This window comes from Pseudomonas putida, assembly GCA_041879295.1.
Classification (GTDB): Bacteria; Pseudomonadota; Gammaproteobacteria; order Pseudomonadales; family Pseudomonadaceae; genus Aquipseudomonas; species Aquipseudomonas putida_Y.
On the sequence record CP047152.1, the window covers coordinates 5108498 to 5126786 of the forward strand.

General features: G+C 62.8%; 18 protein-coding genes and 1 pseudogene. 11 read left to right on the forward strand and 8 right to left on the reverse strand.

The window, feature by feature from the left end; genetic code table 11:
• Nucleotides 1-5: 5 nt before the first annotated feature.
• From rlmH to GST84_23345, 5 genes are all read right to left on the reverse strand, one after another.
• On the reverse strand, nt 6-473 hold the full coding sequence (gene rlmH, locus GST84_23325) for a 23S rRNA (pseudouridine(1915)-N(3))-methyltransferase RlmH (GenBank protein XGB15110.1): 468 nt from the start codon (nt 471-473) through the stop codon (nt 6-8).
• Between the two features lie 10 nt (nt 474-483).
• On the reverse strand, nt 484-903 hold the full coding sequence (gene rsfS, locus GST84_23330; protein ID XGB15111.1) for a ribosome silencing factor: 420 nt from the start codon (nt 901-903) through the stop codon (nt 484-486).
• A 43-nt stretch (nt 904-946) separates the two neighbouring features.
• Nucleotides 947-1639, reverse strand: coding sequence for a nicotinate-nucleotide adenylyltransferase (gene nadD, locus GST84_23335; GenBank protein XGB15112.1), 693 nt, complete (start codon nt 1637-1639; stop codon nt 947-949).
• Complete coding sequence (locus GST84_23340; GenBank protein XGB15113.1) at nt 1608-2879, reverse strand: glutamate-5-semialdehyde dehydrogenase; 1272 nt, start codon at nt 2877-2879, stop codon at nt 1608-1610. Before GST84_23340 ends, nadD begins: the two co-directional genes overlap by 32 nt.
• A 268-nt stretch (nt 2880-3147) precedes the next feature.
• Entirely contained in the window at nt 3148-3321 is a 174-nt protein-coding gene (locus GST84_23345) for a hypothetical protein (GenBank protein ID XGB15114.1), read from the reverse strand.
• A 38-nt stretch (nt 3322-3359) separates the two neighbouring features.
• On the opposite strand from GST84_23345, the gene GST84_23350 reads away from it, so the two are divergent.
• Together GST84_23350 and GST84_23355 are read left to right on the forward strand one after the other, a co-directional pair.
• A complete protein-coding gene (locus tag GST84_23350) occupies nt 3360-4028 on the forward strand; it encodes a DNA-3-methyladenine glycosylase (GenBank protein ID XGB15115.1) in 669 nt (222 codons plus the stop codon).
• 2 nt (nt 4029-4030) lie between these two features.
• On the forward strand, nt 4031-5347 hold the full coding sequence (locus GST84_23355) for a phosphatase PAP2 family protein (GenBank protein XGB15116.1): 1317 nt from the start codon (nt 4031-4033) through the stop codon (nt 5345-5347).
• Between the two features lie 30 nt (nt 5348-5377).
• On the opposite strand, the gene GST84_23360 is transcribed toward GST84_23355, so the two are convergent.
• From GST84_23360 to GST84_23370, 3 genes are read right to left on the reverse strand one after another with little or no spacing between them, the layout of a single operon-like run.
• A complete protein-coding gene (locus GST84_23360) occupies nt 5378-5968 on the reverse strand; it encodes an ATP-dependent protease (protein ID XGB15117.1) in 591 nt (196 codons plus the stop codon).
• Between the two features lie 9 nt (nt 5969-5977).
• Nucleotides 5978-6694 (reverse strand): LrgB family protein, encoded by a 717-nt coding sequence (locus GST84_23365; protein ID XGB15118.1) that lies wholly within the window; start codon nt 6692-6694, stop codon nt 5978-5980.
• Complete coding sequence (locus GST84_23370; protein ID XGB15119.1) at nt 6691-7053, reverse strand: CidA/LrgA family protein; 363 nt, start codon at nt 7051-7053, stop codon at nt 6691-6693. Before GST84_23370 ends, GST84_23365 begins: the two co-directional genes overlap by 4 nt.
• Before the next feature lie 143 nt (nt 7054-7196).
• Between GST84_23370 and GST84_23375 the strand changes: the two genes are divergently transcribed.
• The 9 genes and pseudogenes from GST84_23375 to GST84_23415 all read left to right on the forward strand — a co-directional run bounded on the left by GST84_23375 (nt 7197) and on the right by GST84_23415 (nt 18281).
• Nucleotides 7197-7652 carry a MaoC family dehydratase gene (locus GST84_23375; GenBank protein ID XGB15120.1) on the forward strand — a complete coding sequence of 152 codons (456 nt, stop codon included), beginning with the start codon at nt 7197-7199 and terminating at the stop codon, nt 7650-7652.
• A gap of 116 nt (nt 7653-7768) precedes the next feature.
• A complete protein-coding gene (gene prmA, locus GST84_23380) occupies nt 7769-8647 on the forward strand; it encodes a 50S ribosomal protein L11 methyltransferase (protein ID XGB15121.1) in 879 nt (292 codons plus the stop codon).
• Between the two features lie 42 nt (nt 8648-8689).
• Nucleotides 8690-10033, forward strand: a complete 1344-nt coding sequence (locus GST84_23385; GenBank protein XGB15122.1) for a DUF3426 domain-containing protein — start codon at nt 8690-8692, stop codon at nt 10031-10033.
• 207 nt (nt 10034-10240) lie between these two features.
• The gene (gene dusB, locus GST84_23390) at nt 10241-11254 is read left to right on the forward strand and encodes a tRNA dihydrouridine synthase DusB (GenBank protein ID XGB15123.1); all 1014 of its coding nucleotides are present in this window, start codon (nt 10241-10243) and stop codon (nt 11252-11254) included.
• Entirely contained in the window at nt 11251-11571 is a 321-nt protein-coding gene (fis, locus tag GST84_23395) for a DNA-binding transcriptional regulator Fis (GenBank protein XGB15124.1), read from the forward strand. The genes dusB and fis overlap by 4 nt, the downstream gene beginning before the upstream one ends.
• A gap of 81 nt (nt 11572-11652) precedes the next feature.
• Nucleotides 11653-13260 carry a bifunctional phosphoribosylaminoimidazolecarboxamide formyltransferase/IMP cyclohydrolase gene (gene purH / locus GST84_23400; protein ID XGB15125.1) on the forward strand — a complete coding sequence of 536 codons (1608 nt, stop codon included), beginning with the start codon at nt 11653-11655 and terminating at the stop codon, nt 13258-13260.
• A 146-nt stretch (nt 13261-13406) separates the two neighbouring features.
• Nucleotides 13407-14702 (forward strand): phosphoribosylamine--glycine ligase, encoded by a 1296-nt coding sequence (gene purD / locus GST84_23405; GenBank protein XGB15126.1) that lies wholly within the window; start codon nt 13407-13409, stop codon nt 14700-14702.
• A 135-nt stretch (nt 14703-14837) separates the two neighbouring features.
• Nucleotides 14838-17608, forward strand: a pseudogene (locus tag GST84_23410) (response regulator).
• 76 nt (nt 17609-17684) lie between these two features.
• Entirely contained in the window at nt 17685-18281 is a 597-nt protein-coding gene (locus tag GST84_23415; protein XGB15127.1) for an NAAT family transporter, read from the forward strand.
• Nucleotides 18282-18289: the final 8 nt, after the last annotated feature.

Genomic DNA, 18289 nt, shown 5'->3' on the forward strand with positions numbered 1-18289 from the left:
CAGGCTCATTTGTGGTAAGGGTGCCCGGACAACACGGTCCAGGCGCGGTAGATCTGCTCGCCGATGAGTATCCTTACCAACGGGTGCGGCAAAGTCAGCGGCGACAGCGACCAACGTTGCTCGGCGCGCGCGCAAACCTCAGGTGCCAGGCCCTCCGGGCCGCCCACCATCAAATTCACCGTGCGCGCATCCAGGCGCCAGCGGTCCAGCTCGGTGGCCAACTGCTCGGTACTCCAGGGCTTGCCATGGACCTCGAGGGTGACAATGCGTTCCCCAGGCTGCACCTTGCTTAGCATGGCTTCGCCCTCCTGACGGATCAGGCGGGCGACGTCGGCATTCTTGCCACGGGTGTTCAGCGGGATTTCCACCAGCTCAAGCGACAGCTCGGTGGGCAGGCGCTTGGCATATTCATGCCAGCCTTCCTCGACCCACTTCGGCATGCGCGAGCCGACCGCAATCAGGCGCAGACGCACAGCGCTTTCCTCACTCGCGGTCTTTGAGCTTGTCGGAGTACTCGTGAGCATGGTCCGGGCTGTGGTGCTTGCCATCGGCGGCACGGCTTTGCTCGGCACCCTGCCACAGACGCTCAAGGTCGTAGAACTGGCGGGCAGCGGCGGTCATCATGTGCACGATGACGTCGTTCAGGTCCAGCAGCACCCAGTCGCTGTCGCCCTTGCCTTCTTCACCCAGTGGCTGGGCGCCCTTGGCCTTGACCGCTTCACGGACCTTTTCGGCCATCGCGTTGATCTGGCGGTTGGAGGTACCGGTGGCAATGATCATGTAGTCGGTCAGGCTGTGCTTGTCGCGCACGTCGATGACCTGGATGTCCTGGGCCTTGACGTCTTCCAGCGCTGCCTTGGTCACTGCGACCAGTTCTTCGCCGTAAATTTTCTGCTTGGTCATATAAAACTCGTTCAACTCGTTGGATGAGGCGCCAGAGGCACCGTCAGTTGGGCGCACGATACAGTTCGTGCGCCTCGATATAGGCCAGTACGGCGTCCGGCACCAGGAACCTCACCGATCTGCCGCTGGCCAGCAGCTGTCGGATCTGTGTAGCCGACACCGCAAGCGGCGTCTGCCAGACGAACGAAATATTTCCCGCCGGGCCGGACATGGCGGTGGGATCGCTCTCCGAGCGCGCAGCCAACAGGTTGCGCAACTCGTCAGGGGGTTCTACGTCAGCATCCGGACGTTGCAGTACCAGGATGTGACAGTGTTGCAGCAATTCTTCCCAGCGATGCCAGGCGGGCAGGCCACAGAAGGCATCCCAACCCAGCACCAGGAACAGCTGGTCGTCGCCGGACAATTCGGCGCGGATCGATTCCAGCGTATCAATGGTGTACGACGGCTTGTCACGCTCCAGCTCGCGGGCATCGACGCTCAGGCAAGCGACGCCCTGCACCGCTTCACGGACCATGGCCAGGCGATCCTGCGCGGCCACCTGTGGCGTGTCGCGGTGCGGCGGCCGGGCATTGGGCAACAGGCGTAGCTCATCCAGCCCCATGAACTCGGCCACTTCCAGCGCGCTGCGCAGGTGGCCGATATGCACGGGGTCGAAGGTACCACCTAGAATGCCGATGCGCCGGACTGCGTGAGCCTTGCTCAACTCAGCAGGACCCTTGGCCGCGCAACTGGCCATCGCCGATCACCACATACTTCTCGCAGGTCAGGCCTTCCAGGCCCACAGGGCCGCGGGCATGTAGCTTGTCGGTGGAAATACCGATTTCCGCACCCAGGCCGTACTCGAAACCGTCGGCAAAGCAGGTCGGGGTGTTGAGCATGACCGACGCCGAATCGACTTCAGCCATGAACTGGCGGGCTTCACCCTGGTGTTCGGTGATGATCGAGTCGGTGTGGTGCGAGCCATAGTGGTTGATGTGTTCGATGGCCTGGTTCAGGCCGTCGACCACGCGAATCGACAGGATCGCATCGAGGTATTCGGTGTGCCAGTCGCTTTCGGTAGCCGGTTTGACGCTGATGATGGCCTGGGTGCGCTCACAACCGCGCAGTTCCACGCCCTTCTCGACGAAGCGGCGGGCCATTTCTGGCAGGAAGCGCTCAGCCACTTGCTGGTCGACCAGCAGCGTTTCCATGGCCCCGCAGATGCCATAGCGGTAGGTCTTGGCGTTGAAGGCCACATTCCAGGCTTTGTCCAGGTCGGCATGCTGGCTGACATAGATGTGGCAGATGCCGTCCAGGTGCTTGATCACCGGCACGCGGGCATCGCGACTGATACGCTCGATAAGGCCACGGCCACCGCGCGGCACGATGACATCGACGAATTCCGGCATGCTGATCAGCGCGCCCACGGCTTCGCGGTCGGTGGTTTCGACCACCTGCACCACCGCCGCCGGCAGGCCGGCTTCGGCCAGGCCACGCTGAATGCAGGTGGCAATGGCGCGGTTGGAATGGATGGCTTCGGAACCGCCACGCAGGATGGTTGCGTTACCCGACTTGAGGCACAGGCTGGCAGCATCGATGGTCACGTTCGGGCGCGATTCATAGATGATCCCGATCACCCCCAGCGGGGTACGCATCTTGCCTACCTGAATGCCCGATGGGCGGTAGCTCATGTCGCGGATGGCACCGACCGGGTCCGGCAGGCTGGCCACCTGGCGCAAGCCGGTGATCATGCCGTCGATACGCGCCGGGGTCAGCGCCAGACGGTCGAGCAGTGCGGGCTCCAGCCCACTGGCGCGGCCGGCGGCCAGGTCCAGCTCGTTGGCAGCGGTGAGTTCGGCACGGGCGGCGTCCAGCGCGTCGGCGGCAGCCTGCAGGGCGCGGTTCTTCTGCGCGGTGCTGGCACGGCCAATGACCCGGGAAGCCTCACGGGCAGCGCGACCCAAGCGGGTCATATAGTCAAGAACGGACTCAGTCATGGGTTCGGTGTCTTGGCGAAGGGGAAATCGGCTGATTATAACTGCCGCGCAGGTGTACGCCCAGCGGCGGGTGGCGGATGGTAGAAAATGGGTGTTTGCGCTGAAGGTGTTTGGTGCCTGTGAGATCGAGCGCCGCCCGCGCGGCGCATCGCGAGCTACGCTCGCTCCTACGTCTGCTTTCCTGGGAAACTTGCGCGCGGACGCCCTGGTGCATGACTTAATATTACGGCGTACAAACCAGGGCGGTCGCGCGCACCTGTCACAGGCGTTACTGGCCAGAAACAAACGTAGGAGCGAGCGTAGCTCGCGATGCGCCGCGCGGGCGGCGCTCGATTTCACAGAAACCAAACACCTCAAGGCGAACACCCAGCAGCCCCTGCCAATGAAACATATGGATACCAATCAATCGCCCTACAGGTTCAGCCTCGATTAAGTCATTCATTGCTATCATCCCAGCCCTTCCAGCCACGAACCGCCCGCATGCCAGCCCTGCCCGACAGTTTTTTCGACCGCGACGCCCAGACCCTGGCCAAGGCCCTGCTCGGCAAGGTCATTCGCCACCGCCACGGCGACCTGTGGCTGGCCGCGCGAATCATCGAGACCGAGGCCTACTACCTCACCGACAAAGGTAGCCACGCTTCGCTCGGCTACACCGAAAAACGCAAGGCGCTGTTCCTGGAGGGCGGGCACATCTACATGTACTACGCCCGCGGCGGCGATTCGCTCAACTTCAGCGCCCACGGGCCGGGCAACGCGGTGCTGATCAAGTCTGCCTATCCTTGGCAGGACACCCTCTCGGGGCCCGACAGCCTGGCGCAGATGCAACTGAACAACCCCGATGCAAGCGGCAATATCCGCCCGCAAGAGCGCCTGTGCGCCGGCCAGACCCTGCTATGCCGGGCCCTGGGCCTGAAAGTGCCGCATTGGGACGCCCAGCGTTTCGACGCCGAACGTCTGTACGTCGAGGACTGTGGCAATGTCGTGCCCCGGGTGATCCAGGCCGCTCGCCTGGGCATCCCGCACGGGCGCGACGAGCACCTGCCGTACCGCTTCGTCGACGCCGAGTACGCCCGTTTCTGCACACGGAACCCGTTACGTCGCGGCCAAGTCGAAGGCCGTGATTTCTTCATTCTCGAACAAGGAAGCTGAACATGGGCCAATGGCTCGACAGCCTGACCGGCTGGCTCAGCGCCAACCCGCAGTGGCTTGGCCTGGCGATTTTCCTGGTGGCCTGCATCGAATGCCTGGCCATCGCCGGCATTATCGTGCCGGGCACCATACTGCTTTTCGCCGTTGCGGTACTGGCCGGCAACGGCGCGTTCAGCCTGGGCGAAACGCTGCTCCTCGGCTTTCTCGGCGGCCTGCTGGGCGACGCCCTGTCTTACGCAGTGGGCAAGTACTTTCACCAGAACATCCGCCGCCTGCCGCTGCTCCGCCACCATCCAGAATGGATCGGCAGCGCCGAAAGCTACTTCCAGCGTTATGGCATCGCCAGCCTGCTGGTAGGCCGCTTCATCGGCCCGCTGAGGCCGATGCTGCCAATGGTCGCCGGCATGTTCGACATGCCCCTGCCGCGTTTCATCGCTGTCAGCCTGTTGGCGGGTGCCGGCTGGTCGGTAGCCTACCTGCTACCCGGCTGGGCCACCGGCGCCGCCATGCGCCTGCCCCTGCCGGAAGGCTTCTGGCTGGACGCCGGGATCATTGCCGGCGCCCTCGCAGTGCTGATCGGCCTGAGCCTGAATACCAGCCTGCGTGACCAGCGCCACGGCACGCGGCTGGTTGCCGCTCTCAGCTTTATCGCCCTGGCCGGTGTATTCCTTGGCTGGCCCTACTTCCATGAGTTCGACCAAGGCGTGATGACACTGGTCCAGGAGCATCGCAGCCAGGCCATCGACAGCACCGTGGTACTGGTGACACGACTAGGCGATTTCCGCACCCAGTTCTTCCTCGGCGGCCTGCTGACCGGCCTGCTGCTGCTTGCCCGCCAGTGGCGGCACGCATTTTTCGCTGCTGGCGCGTTGATGGGCACTGCGATCGCCAACGGCACACTGAAATGGCTATTTGCCCGGGCCAGACCGGAAGTATTGACCGACCCACTGACCAGCTACAGCATGCCCAGCGGGCACAGCTCGGCATCGTTCGCGTTCTTTCTGGTTATGGCCGTGCTGGCAGGACGTGGGCAGCCACCACGGATGCGCCTGACCTGGGTGATGCTGGGGTGCATTCCGGCGCTGTCGATTGCCCTGTCACGGGTGTACCTGGGGGCGCACTGGCCAACCGACATCCTGGCCGGGGCTCTTCTGGCCTGCTGCGTGTGCGCACTCAGCCTGACATTGGTGCAACGCCAGCAGGCACTGCCGGCTCTGCCACTGCGGGTATGGTGGCTGGTGTTGCCGGCATGCATGGCGTTGCTGGCGTTCTTTGCCATGCATGCGCTGCCTCAGGCTTTGCTGCGATATCAGTATTGATGCTGCCGGCTTCTTCGCAGCACAGGGTCATCAGGCAAACAGTTCACCCTGAATCCGTTCCAGCAGCTTCTGGATTTCCCCCAGTCGCTGCTGGGGCGAATCGAGGGTCAGCAGGTCCAGCTTGTCCTCCTCCATGAACGGCAACAGGTACGCCAGCTGATTGGCCAGCGCCTGACGCCCGTCCACCGGGCGCGGCATGCCCAGCGCTTCGACCATGGGGTGCTCACCCAGGGCCACCAGCAGCGCCAGCAGGTCGTCATCGGCCTCGAGCAACGGGCTGTCTGCCTGCTCCGGCAGCCATTGCACCTGCCCCACCAGCAGCTGGTCCTTCTGCACCTCGGAGCTTTCCAGATTGAAGCGCCGCACGCCCTCGACACGAATACCCAGCAAGCCGTTATCCTGCTGCACGAAGTCGCGGATCATCGCTTCACAGCCGATCGAGGCGACCACCGGCGGCGCCTTGCCGACTTGTTCGCCCTCAAGGATGCACACCACACCAAAACCTTCGCCCTGCTTCATGCAGCGCCCGATCATGTCCAGGTAGCGCGCCTCGAAAATCTGCAAATCGAGAAAGCAGCCAGGAAACAGCACGGTATTGAGCGGAAACAGCGGTAGCGTCATCACAACTCCTCAAGCCACCAGGCTGACCGCCAGCGGCAGGAACACCGCTGTAGCCACCCCCATCAGGCTCATCGCCAGCGCGGCAAAGGCGCCGCATTCGTCACTTTCCTGCAGGGCCACCGAAGTGCCCACTGCATGTGCGGTCACGCCCAGGGACATGCCGCGTGCCTCTGGGCTGTGCACGCCAAAGCGGCTCAGCAACGCCGGGCCGAAGATCGCCCCGATCACCCCGGTAATCAACACGAACACTGCCGCCAGGGCCGCCACGCCGCCAATCTGCTCGGCCACCAGCATGGCGATCGGCGAAGTGACGGACTTCGGCGCCATGGTCATCAGGATCATGTGCTCGGCACCGAACCACCAGCCCAGCACCAGGCAGCAGAGCGTGGCGAACAGGCCTCCGACTACCAGCGTAGTAAATGTAGGCCAGAACAGCTGGCGAATACGCCGCAGGTTGAGATAGAGCGGCACAGCCAGGGCCACGGTGGCGGGCCCCAGGAGAATGTTCATGATTTCAGTGCTTTTGCGGTACTCGCTGTAATCGATACCGCACAGCAGCAACACGCCGATCACCAGCAGCATCGATACCAGTACAGGCTGCAAGAAGATCCAGCGGGTTTTCTCGTAGGCCGCCAGCACTACCTGATAGGCCCCCAGCGTGATGCCGATACCGAACAATGGGTGATGTATGACCGCATCGAGTGCGCCCTGCCAGTCGAGCATCATGGCTGCTCCTCACGCTTGCCCTGGCGCTGGATGAGCTTTTGCATCAGCACACCGACGAACACCAGGGTCATCAGGCAGGAAATCAGCAAGGCCCCGGCAATCGCCCAGAAGTCGGCGGCAATATCCTTGGCATATACCATCACCCCCACTGCCGGCGGCACCAGCAACAGCGGCAGATAGCGCAGCAAACTGCTGGCGGCCTCGTTCAGCGGCGTGCCAACCTCACCGCGGGCCATGAGGAAGCACAGCAACAACAACAGGCCGATGATCGGCCCAGGCAAAAACGGCACAAACAGGTGATTGATCGCCGTCCCCAGCAACTGGAACAACACCAGCCAGGTCAAACCACGCAACAGCATAAGCATCTCCCTCGGGCATGGCCGTCATTATAAGCACGCACAGGTTCAGACCGATATTCGCCGAAAAGCGGGCAACTTGACTGAAACGGTTAGCCGTGCTGATCTTGTACTTTCGTACCAATTGACAACCCGGAGAGTCCGCGATGCCCTATGTACCGGTTACAGAGCTTTCGCAGTACGTTGGCAAGGAGCTGGGCCACTCTGAGTGGTTGAAGATCGACCAGCAGCGCATCAACCTGTTCGCCGAGGCGACCGGCGACTTCCAGTTCATCCATGTCGACCCTGAGAAGGCGGCAAAAACCCCGTTTGGCGGCACGATCGCCCATGGTTTCCTGACCTTGTCGCTGATCCCAAAGCTGATCGAGGACATCCTCGTCCTGCCGCAAGGGTTGAAGATGGTGGTGAACTACGGCCTGGACAGCGTGCGCTTCATTCAGCCGGTCAAGGTCGACAGCCGCGTTCGGCTGAAGGTGAAGCTGGGCGAGGTGATGGAGAAAAAACCGGGGCAGTGGCTACTCAAGGCGATTGCCACGCTGGAGATCGAAGGTGAAGAGAAGCCTGCTTATATTGCCGAATCACTGTCGCTCTGTTTTGTCTGATACCTGCCCGGGGGCTGCTGTGCAGCCCCCGATCCACAAATCCACCGCACTCGCGTAAACTGCCAGCCTTCGCGCAGCCTAGGGCTGCCCCTGTCGATTTATCAAAGGTGCCCGCCATGCCCTGGCTGCAAGTACGCCTGGCCATCAGCCCGGAACAAGCCGAAACCTATGAAGATGCGCTGCTTGAAGTAGGCGCCGTCTCGGTCACGTTCATGGATGCCGAAGATCAACCGATCTTCGAACCAGACCTCAATACCACCCCGCTGTGGTCGCACACCCACCTGCTGGCGCTGTTCGAGGCCGATGCCGACCCTGAACAGGTGTTCGCCCACCTGCGCCTGTTGACCGGCGCCGAGTTGCCCGAACACCAGGCCGAGGTGATCGAGGACCAGGACTGGGAACGCAGCTGGATGGACAACTTCCAGCCGATGCGCTTCGGCCGCCGCCTGTGGATCGTGCCCAGCTGGCACGATGCCCCGGAAAAGGACGCCGTGAACCTGCTGCTCGACCCGGGCCTGGCCTTTGGCACCGGCACCCACCCCACCACGGCCCTGTGCCTGGAATGGCTAGACGGCCAGCAGCTTGAAGGCACACAGGTGCTGGACTTTGGCTGCGGTTCGGGCATCCTGGCCATCGCGGCGTTGCTGCTGGGCGCCCGCGAAGCGGTAGGCACCGACATCGACGTGCAGGCCATCGAGGCTTCGCGCGACAACGCCCAGCGCAACGGCATTGCCGATGAGAAACTGGCGCTGCACTTGCCCGAGCACATGCCGGCAATGCAGGCCGACGTGCTGGTTGCCAACATCCTCGCCGGCCCGCTGGTGTCGCTGGCGCCACAGTTGTCTGGCCTGGTTCGCCCAGGTGGCCTGCTGGCGCTGTCGGGCATCCTCGCCGAGCAAGGTGAAGACGTGGCCGCCGCTTACGCCGCCGACTTTGAACTGGACCCGATCGTCGTGCGCGACGGCTGGGTGCGCATCAGTGGTCGGCGTCGCTAAGCGGGCCTTGAATACTTTTCTGCACAGATCCCGGATCGCCGCATGACCGACAGTTTCGTCACCCAGTGCCCGCATTGCCAGACCAGCTTTCGCGTCACCCACCACCAGTTGAGCGTGGCCCGCGGTGTGGTGCGCTGCGGTCACTGCCTGCAGGTATTCAACGCCGCCAAGCAGTTGCTGGAGCAGAACCGCACCGCTCCCAGCAGCGCACCCGCGGTAACCGCGCCGGCACCTGCAACGCCTGCCGAGCCTGCGCCTGAGCCTGCCATCAGTCCACGCGGTAGCCCCTCTGACCAGGATTGGGCGCTTACCGCCCAAGCGCTGGACGAGCTCGACCTCGACAAGGAACTGGAGCGCCTGGAGCGTCGCGGCCAACCGGCCCCGACACGCCCGGCCAGCCAGGATGACCAGTTGCAGGCTCGGCGCGACGAACTTCACCCGGACGAGCACGCAGAAGACCTTTTCGGCACGGCGACCGAAGAGCCCTACCCTGCGCAGGAGCCTGCAGAGCCTGGCCCAGTACTGCTGGAGCCGGTCCCCCAGGATCTGGACCTGGAGCCTGCGCCCGGCGAGCGCACCGAGCCGACCCTGGGCAGCAACCTTGACCTGGACATCGATGGCGAGCCGCCCGAGCACCGAGCGGCCAAACGCGATGACCCGCCTGCATTCAGCGAGCCGCTGCGCGTCAGCGAGGACGAAACCCCGGAAAAAGGCCTGAGCGCCCGCGACGAAGAGCCAGTGGCGCTGAGCCTCACGGCGCATGACGACGAGCCAGTCGAGCCGCTACCCGGAGACCGCCTGGAACCAGGCCTTGCCGGCAAACCCGAGCGCCCCTCGCGCAAGGAGCCGCTGGTCGACGTAGTCGACGATCCGCTGCAACTGGGCTGGGAAAAACCCGCGCCCAATTGGGGCAAGCGCCTGCTGTGGGGCGTGCTGACCCTGCTGGCTGCCGGCCTGCTGGCGTTCCAGTATGTGTGGTTCCACTTCGACGAAATGGCCCGCCAGGACCAGTATCGGCCGATTTTCCAGCAGATCTGCCCAATGGTCGGTTGCCAGGTACCCACCCGCGTCGATATTGCACGAATCAAGAGCAGCAATCTGGTGGTGCGTAGCCACCCGGACTTCAAGGGCGCCCTGATCGTCGACGCGATCATCTACAACCGCGCGCCTTTCGCCCAGCCGTTTCCGTTGCTGGAGCTGCGCTTCGCCGACCTCAATGGCCAACTGATCGCCAGCCGCCGCTTCAAGCCCAGCGAGTACCTGTCGGGCGAACTGGCAGGGCGTGGCGAAATGCCCAGTCAGACGCCGATCCACATTGCCCTGGACATCCTCGACCCAGGGCCGAAGGCGGTGAATTACAGCCTGAGCTTTCGTTCGCCGGAGTAAGCGACAAGCGGCCAGCAGCAAGCCACAAGACAAGACGCCCAAATTGCGGCCGTTTTTTGTCTTGTCGCGTGCTGCTTGAAGCGCAAAGGCATAAGCCGACAACTGTTCAGATTTTATCCAAATCCATCTTTATCCAGTCATCGAGAGCGGGTATCATGCCAACCCTTTTTCGAACTCCAAGATTCGGCCCCACAACAGGGATCACCTATGTCGGCGGTACGCATCGGCCAATACACACTACGTAACAACCTGATCCTCGCGCCCATGGCCGGGGTGACGGATCAGCCTTTCCGTACTCTTTGCCAGCGCATGGGCGCCGGTATGGTGGTGTCGGAGATGGTAAGCAGCGACATGAGCCTGTGGAACAGCCGCAAGTCGAGCCTGCGCCGCATCCATGAAGGTGATCCCGAGCCCCGCTCGGTGCAGATCGCCGGCGGTGATGCGCAGATGATGGCAGCGGCGGCAAAGGCCAACGTCGAGGCAGGTGCCCAGATCATCGATATCAACATGGGCTGCCCGGCAAAAAAAGTCTGCAACAAGGCCGCAGGCTCTGCTTTATTGAGAGATGAAGCCTTGGTCAGCGAGATCCTCCACGCCGTGGTCAGCGCCGTGGACGTACCGGTGACCCTGAAAATCCGCACCGGCTGGGACCGGGCGAACAAGAACGGCCTGAACGTGGCGAAGATCGCTGAACAGGCTGGCATCCAGGCGCTAGCGGTGCATGGCCGCACACGTGCCGACCTGTACACCGGCGAAGCCGAATACGACACCATCGCTGCCATCAAGCAGGCGGTGTCAATCCCGGTTTTTGCCAACGGCGATATCACCTCGCCAGAAAAGGCCCGGGCGGTGCTGGAAACCACCGGGGTCGATGGCCTGTTGATTGGCCGGGCTGCCCAGGGGCGGCCATGGATCTTTCGCGAGATCGAGCATTACCTGCGCACTGGTGAACACCTGCCAGCGCCGCAACTGGACGAAGTGGAACGCATCCTGCTGGAGCACCTGGCCGCGCTGCATGCCTTCTATGGCGATGTGATGGGCGTACGTATCGCCCGCAAGCACGTTGGCTGGTACCTGGCAACACGACCCGGTGGCAAGGAGTTTCGCGCCCGGTTCAACGCTTTGGAAGACACACAAGCGCAGTGCGCCAACGTTCGCGCGTTTTTCAGCGAACGTCGACAGAGCCTTGAGACAGAGGACGGACAAGGGGTGGCCGCATGACGATGATGACCGAGACATTTGTGAGTGGAACAACGCCCGTGAGCGACAACGCCAACCTGAAACAGCACCTCAACACGCCGAGCGAAGAGGGCCAGACCCTTCGCGACAGCGTCGAGAAGGCGCTGCACAACTACTTCGCCCACCTGGAAGGCGCGACCGTGACGGACGTGTACAACCTGGTGCTCTCCGAAGTCGAGGCGCCCCTGCTCGAAAGCGTGATGAACTACGTGAAGGGCAACCAGACCAAGGCCAGCGAGATGCTCGGGCTGAACCGAGGCACCCTGCGCAAGAAGCTCAAGCAGTACGACTTGTTGTAAGCCAGAATCCCACCCAGAAAAGGCGACTCCCTGAACAGAGACGCCTTTTTTGCTGACTCCACCGCGTTATTGGAACCCGAAATGACCGACCAGACTACCCGCCTGCCAGTCCGCCGCGCCCTGATCAGCGTCTCCGACAAGACCGGTATCCTCGAATTCGCCCGTGAGCTGCAGCAGCTCGGTGTCGAGATCCTGTCCACCGGCGGCACCTACAAGCTGCTCAAGGACAACGGCGTAAACGCGGTGGAAGTGGCCGACTACACCGGCTTCGCCGAAATGATGGATGGCCGGGTCAAGACCCTGCACCCGAAGATCCACGGCGGGATCCTCGGCCGTCGTGGTACCGACGACGCCATCATGAACGAGCACGGCATCAAGCCGATCGACCTGGTTGCGGTCAACCTGTACCCCTTCGAAGCCACCATTTCCAAGCCTGGCTGTGACCTGCCGACCGCTATCGAGAACATCGACATCGGCGGCCCGACCATGGTCCGTTCGGCAGCCAAGAACCACAAGGACGTGGCCATCGTGGTCAATGCCAGCGACTACGCCGGCATCGTCGAAGGCCTCAAGGCCGGTGGCCTGACCTATGCCCAGCGCTTCGATCTGATGCTCAAGGCGTTCGAGCACACTGCCGCCTACGACGGCATGATCGCCAACTACATGGGCACCATCGACCAGGCCAAGGACACCCTGAGCACTGAGGCGCGCAGCGAATTCCCGCGCACCTTCAACAGCCAGTTCGTCAAGGCGCAGGAAATGCGCTACGGCGAGAACCCGCACCAGAGCGCGGCGTTCTATGTAGAAGCCAAGAAAGGCGAAGCCAGCATTTCCACCGCTGTCCAGCTGCAAGGCAAGGAACTGTCATTCAACAACGTGGCCGACACTGACGCCGCGCTGGAATGCGTAAAGAGTTTCGTCAAGCCGGCCTGCGTCATCGTCAAGCACGCCAACCCGTGCGGCGTGGCGGTCGTTCCGGAAGACGAGGGCGGCATTCGCAAGGCCTACGACCTGGCCTACGCGACCGACACCGAATCGGCGTTCGGCGGCATCATCGCATTCAACCGTGAACTGGACGGCGAAACCGCCAAGGCCATTGTCGACCGCCAGTTCGTCGAAGTGATCATCGCTCCGAAAATCTCCCAGGCCGCTCGCGACGTGGTGGCTGCCAAGCAGAACGTACGTCTGCTGGAGTGCGGTGAGTGGCCAGCAGAGCGCGCTGCCGGTTGGGACTTCAAGCGCGTCAACGGTGGCCTGCTGGTGCAAAGCCGCGATATCGGCATGATCACCGCCGATGACCTGAAGATCGTCACCAAGCGTGCTCCAACCGAGCAAGAGATCCACGACCTGGTATTCGCCTGGAAAGTGGCCAAGTTCGTCAAGTCCAACGCCATTGTCTATGCCAAGCAGCGCCAGACCATCGGCGTCGGCGCCGGCCAGATGAGCCGCGTCAACTCCGCCCGCATTGCTGCAATCAAGGCCGAGCACGCTGGCCTGCAGGTGCAGGGCGCGGTCATGGCGTCGGATGCATTCTTCCCGTTCCGTGACGGCATCGACAACGCAGCTAAAGTGGGTATCAGCGCCGTGATCCAGCCGGGTGGTTCGATGCGTGATGCTGAAGTCATCGCGGCTGCCGACGAAGCCGGCATCGCGATGGTCTTCACCGGCATGCGCCACTTCCGCCACTAATTACGCGGATCCCGAGGCGAGTCGAAATCCTGTGGGAGCGGGCTTGCCCGCGAATACGATGGTGGGTTCACCGCCGCATTCGCGGGCAAGCCCGCTCCCACAGTGTTCGGCGCAAGCCCCGGGATCACCTGAATCGAGGTTTTGACATGAAAGTTTTGATCATCGGCAGCGGCGGCCGTGAGCACGCCCTGGCCTGGAAAGTCGCCCAGGACCCACGCGTCGAGAAAGTCTTCGTTGCCCCCGGCAACGCCGGTACCGCCATTGAAGCCAAGTGCGAGAACGTCGCCATCGACGTGTGCGCCCTGGACCAATTGGCCGACTTCGCCGAGAAAAACGTCGACCTGACCATTGTCGGCCCGGAAGCACCGCTGGTTATCGGCGTGGTCGACCTGTTCCGCAGCCGTGGCCTGGACTGCTTCGGCCCAACCAAGGGCGCGGCCCAGCTGGAAGGCTCCAAGGCCTTCACCAAGGACTTCCTCGCGCGTCACAAGATCCCGACCGCCGACTACCAGAATTTCACCGAGATCGAGCCCGCGCTGGCCTACCTGCAGGAAAAAGGCGCGCCAATCGTGATCAAGGCCGACGGCCTGGCGGCAGGCAAGGGCGTGATCGTCGCCATGACGCTGGAAGAAGCAGAAGCCGCCGTGCGTGACATGCTGGCAGGTAACGCCTTCGGTGAAGCCGGTTCGCGCGTCGTGATCGAAGAGTTCCTCGACGGCGAGGAAGCCAGCTTCATCGTCATGGTCGACGGCCACAATGTGCTGCCCATGGCCACCAGCCAGGACCACAAGCGCGTCGGCGACCAGGACACCGGCCCGAACACGGGCGGTATGGGCGCCTACTCTCCTGCCCCGGTCGTTACCGCCGACGTGCACCAGCGCGTGATGGACCAGGTGATCTGGCCAACCGTGCGCGGCATGGCCGAGGAAGGTAACGTCTACACCGGCTTCCTCTACGCCGGCCTGATGATCGACAAGGCGGGCAACCCCAAGGTCATCGAGTTCAACTGCCGCTTCGGCGACCCGGAAACCCAGCCGGTCATGCTGCGCCTGGAGTCGAGCCTGGTACTGCTGGTGGAAGCTGCATTCGCCAAGGCCCTGGACAAGGTCGAAGCACAGTGGGACCCGCGCCCGAGCCTGGGCGTGGTCCTGGCAGCTGGCGGTTACCCGGGCGATTACGCCAAGGGCGACGTGATCAACGGCCTGGACGCTGCCGCCAAGATCGAAGGCAAGGTATTCCATGCCGGTACTGCGCTCAAGGATGGCAAGGTAACCACCAACGGCGGGCGTGTGCTGTGTGCCACCGCCATGGGCAGCACCGTTGCCGACGCGCAGCAGCAGGCTTATCGCCTGGCCAAGGAAGTCAGCTGGAACGGCAGCTTCTACCGTTCCGACATTGGCTATCGGGCCATCGCCCGCGAGCGCGGTGAGCACCAGCAGTAAGTACTACCGGTTTGCCGTAGCTGATTCAGCTTGCGGCATCCGGCTCGTCGACAGGGCCCTGCATGGGCCTTGCCTTCGACTTGGCGCGCCGCGCATAGTGGGTACCCGGCACATCGGCCAAGAAGGGATTTCGTAGTGCGTCGGCTTCGGATTGCCTCAGCTCTGATCGTCAGCTTGCTGACCCTGCTCTGCATGTTTCCGGCTGCGGCCGAACATGACGGTGGCTGGACTGTTCTGCTCGACGAACAGGCCAACCTGCAACTGAGCGATGTGCGCTCCGAGCGCTATCGCAACCAGTTCAGCCCACTGCCTCTCGCCGACATTGATGCTGCCCCGGCTGGGCAGGCCCTGTGGTTGCACTATCGTCTGCCTCCAGGTGACCAGGAGCAACTGCTACGGGTATTTGCCCCGGACCTTTCTGGCCTGGACCTCTACGCCCTCGAAGGCGAGCAACTTCTGCGTCAACTGCACCACGGGCGCCAGGCCGGCAATGCCAGCCCGACCCTGCGCGGCAGCGACCACGTATTGCCCCTGCCCAACAGCAGGCAACCGCTGGACATCTACCTGCGCCTGGTCTCAGAGCACCAGCTGCGGCCGGCCATCAGCCTGGAGCCTGCGGCCAAAGCGGCCTCGGACCAACGCCAGCCGCTGCTGTTCGGTATGCTGTTCGGCGGCCTGATCATGCTGATCATGCACAACCTGATCCGCTTCCTCTACACCGCTCCAGCACCACCCTTATCCTGGCGCTGTACCACGGCCTGATGCTGCTCAGCGGCCTGATCCTGCTGAACCTCAGCGGCCCCTGGTGGCATTTGTGGCACAGTGCGCAAACGCCTGCCGCCTACCTGACACTGGTCCTGGCCGGCCTGTCAGGGCTGTATTTCACCCAACATTTCTTTTCGCCGTGCAATTCGCCACGGCTGAATCGTTTGCTGCAGGGCGAGATGTTGATTGTCGGGCTCAGTGGCCTGGTGCTGCTGTTCGTCGATACCTTGCCACTGAACCTGATGACCTACGCCCTGATGGCGCTGGGCAGCGTGAGCATGCTGCTGGTCAGCAGCTACCACTGGTACAAGGGCTATGCACCCGGGCGCCTGTTCAGCCTGGCCATGGTGGTGTTCAACCTCGGAGGCCTGGTACTGCTGCCAGCCCTGCTGGGCCTGACACGTACCTCGACACCCTGGCTGCTGTGCATCCTGCTGGGCCTGACCGTGGTCAGTGGCCTGCTGCTCAATCTGGCAGTCAGTGAACGGCTGCGGCGTATAAGCGAGGAGCGTTTCAGCGCCAGCCGTGCGCTGGCCGCCAGCGATGCGGAAATCAACGCCAAAGCCGAGTTTCTGGCCAAGATCAGCCACGAAATCCGCACGCCAATGAACGGTGTGCTAGGCATGACTGAACTGCTGCTGGGCACACCGCTGTCGGTGAAGCAGCGTGATTATGTACAGACCATCCACAGCGCCGGCAACGAGCTGCTGACGCTGATCAACGAAATTCTGGACATTTCCAAGCTGGAATCCCGGCAGATCGAGCTGGATGATGTGCAGTTCGACCTTAACGCGCTCATCGAGGATTGCCTTAACATCTTCCGCGCCAAGGCCGAGCAACAGAACATCGAGCTGATCAGCTTCACCCAGCCACAAGTACCGCGGGTCATCAGCGGAGACCCGACGCGCCTGCGCCAGGCCTTGTCGAGCCTGCTGGAAAACGCCCTGAAAAACACCGATCAGGGCGAGATCCTGCTGGTGGTGGCGCTGGATCAACGCGGCGAGGTGCCACGCCTGCGTATCGCCGTGCAGGACAGCGGCGAACCGTTGCCCGCTGCCGACCGTGAAGCCTTGTTGCAGGCCGAGCTGCACAGCCACCACTTCCTTTCCAGCAACAAGCTGGGCGGCCACCTGGGGCTGGTCATCGCCAAACAGTTGATTGGCCTGATGCAGGGTGAGTTCGGCATCAAGAGCAGCACCGGCATGGGCAACACTCTGTGGCTGACCTTACCGCTGGACCCTTCACGCCTGGAACAGCCACCGGCGGACCTCGACAGCCCGCTGCGCGATGCCCGCGTGCTGGTGGTCGACGACAACGATACGTGCCGCAAGGTGCTTGTACAGCAGTGCAGCGCCTGGGGCATGAACGTCAGCGCGGTGCCGTCGGGCAAGGAGGCCCTGGCCCTTTTGCGCACCAAGGCGCACCTGCGCGACTACTTCGACGCGGTCCTGCTGGACCAGAACATGCCCGGCATGACCGGCATGCAGCTGGCCGCCAAGATCAAGGAAGACCCGAGCCTGAACCACGACATTCTGGTGGTGATGCTCACCGGCATCAGCAATGCGCCGAGTAAAGTCATCGCGCGCAACGCCGGGGTCAAGCGAATACTGGCCAAGCCGGTGGCCGGCTACACGTTGAAGACCACCCTGGCCGAAGAGCTGGCCCAGCGCGGCCGGGAACAGGCGATGCCTGCCAGCCTGCCGGGCATCCCTCAGGCGCTTGACCTGCCAGGCGATTTCCGCGTGCTGGTCGCCGAAGACAACAGCATCTCGACCAAGGTGATCCGCAGCATGCTCGGCAAGCTCAACCTCAGGCCCGATACTGCCTGCAATGGCGAAGAGGCCTTGCAGGCAATGAAAACGCAGCATTATGACCTGGTGTTGATGGACTGCGAGATGCCGATACTGGACGGTTTTTCGGCCACCCAGCAGTTGCGGGCCTGGGAAGCTGAAAACCAGCGCCAGCGCACGCCGGTGGTTGCACTGACTGCGCACATACTGGCCGAACACAAGGAACGCGCGCGGCTGGCGGGCATGGACGGGCACATGGCCAAGCCGGTGGAGTTGTCGCAGTTGCGCGAGCTGATTCAATACTGGGCCAATCAACGGGAAGTCAAGGCGGACCCGGCACATACGTCCTGACCGATATCCAATGCTCTTGCAGGAGCGGCCTCGCGACACAAGGCCGCGCCGGCATAAACCCCAAGGAACACTGCTCATGCTCCATGAGTTGTTCAGCGTCTACTTGAAAATGCTCGTGCTCTACAGCCCGTTTTTCGTGCTGTCGTGTTTCATCAGCCTGACCCGTGGCCACTCCAGCAAGGAGCGCAAGCAACTGGCCTGGAAGGTCGCGTTCGCAGCCTTGGTCGCCAGCGTGATGCTGTACCTGTTCGGGCGGGCGATCTTCGGTATTTTCGGCATCACCGCCGATGCCTTCCGCATTGGTGCCGGCAGCGTGCTGTTCATTTCAGCCCTGGGCATGGCCCAGGGCAAGCCGGCGGTACAGGCCGACAACGTGCAGCAGGATGTGACCATCGTACCGCTGACCATTCCGCTGACGGTTGGCCCCGGCACCATCGGTGCGCTGTTGGTGATGGGGGTAAGCCAGCCGCACTGGGATGAAAAACTGCTGGCCATCGTCAGCATTGCCCTGGCCAGCTTTACCGTAGGCCTGGTGCTGTATCTATCGCACGGTATCGAGCGCCTGCTCGGTGACCAGGGTTTGCAAATCGTCAGCCGCCTGATGGGGCTATTCGTCTGTGCCCTGGCAGCACAGATCATCTTTACCGGGATTCGCGGTTACCTGCTGCCCTGAGCTTTCCA

Bases quoted from the DNA above. Each gene is read 5' to 3' on its own strand.
- rsfS (XGB15111.1), bottom strand. From the start codon at position 903: ATGACCAAGCAGAAAATTTACGGCGAAGAACTGGTCGCAGTGACCAAG.
- nadD (XGB15112.1), bottom strand. From the start codon at position 1,639: ATGGCCAGTTGCGCGGCCAAGGGTCCTGCTGAGTTGAGCAAGGCTCAC.
- GST84_23340 (XGB15113.1), bottom strand. From the start codon at position 2,879: ATGACTGAGTCCGTTCTTGACTATATGACCCGCTTGGGTCGCGCTGCC.
- GST84_23345 (XGB15114.1), bottom strand. From the start codon at position 3,321: ATGAATGACTTAATCGAGGCTGAACCTGTAGGGCGATTGATTGGTATC.
- GST84_23350 (XGB15115.1), top strand. From the start codon at position 3,360: ATGCCAGCCCTGCCCGACAGTTTTTTCGACCGCGACGCCCAGACCCTG.
- GST84_23355 (XGB15116.1), top strand. From the start codon at position 4,031: ATGGGCCAATGGCTCGACAGCCTGACCGGCTGGCTCAGCGCCAACCCG.
- GST84_23360 (XGB15117.1), bottom strand. From the start codon at position 5,968: ATGACGCTACCGCTGTTTCCGCTCAATACCGTGCTGTTTCCTGGCTGC.
- GST84_23365 (XGB15118.1), bottom strand. From the start codon at position 6,694: ATGATGCTCGACTGGCAGGGCGCACTCGATGCGGTCATACATCACCCA.
- GST84_23370 (XGB15119.1), bottom strand. From the start codon at position 7,053: ATGCTGTTGCGTGGTTTGACCTGGCTGGTGTTGTTCCAGTTGCTGGGG.
- GST84_23375 (XGB15120.1), top strand. From the start codon at position 7,197: ATGCCCTATGTACCGGTTACAGAGCTTTCGCAGTACGTTGGCAAGGAG.
- prmA (XGB15121.1), top strand. From the start codon at position 7,769: ATGCCCTGGCTGCAAGTACGCCTGGCCATCAGCCCGGAACAAGCCGAA.
- GST84_23385 (XGB15122.1), top strand. From the start codon at position 8,690: ATGACCGACAGTTTCGTCACCCAGTGCCCGCATTGCCAGACCAGCTTT.
- dusB (XGB15123.1), top strand. From the start codon at position 10,241: ATGTCGGCGGTACGCATCGGCCAATACACACTACGTAACAACCTGATC.
- fis (XGB15124.1), top strand. From the start codon at position 11,251: ATGACGATGATGACCGAGACATTTGTGAGTGGAACAACGCCCGTGAGC.
- purH (XGB15125.1), top strand. From the start codon at position 11,653: ATGACCGACCAGACTACCCGCCTGCCAGTCCGCCGCGCCCTGATCAGC.
- purD (XGB15126.1), top strand. From the start codon at position 13,407: ATGAAAGTTTTGATCATCGGCAGCGGCGGCCGTGAGCACGCCCTGGCC.
- GST84_23415 (XGB15127.1), top strand. From the start codon at position 17,685: ATGCTCCATGAGTTGTTCAGCGTCTACTTGAAAATGCTCGTGCTCTAC.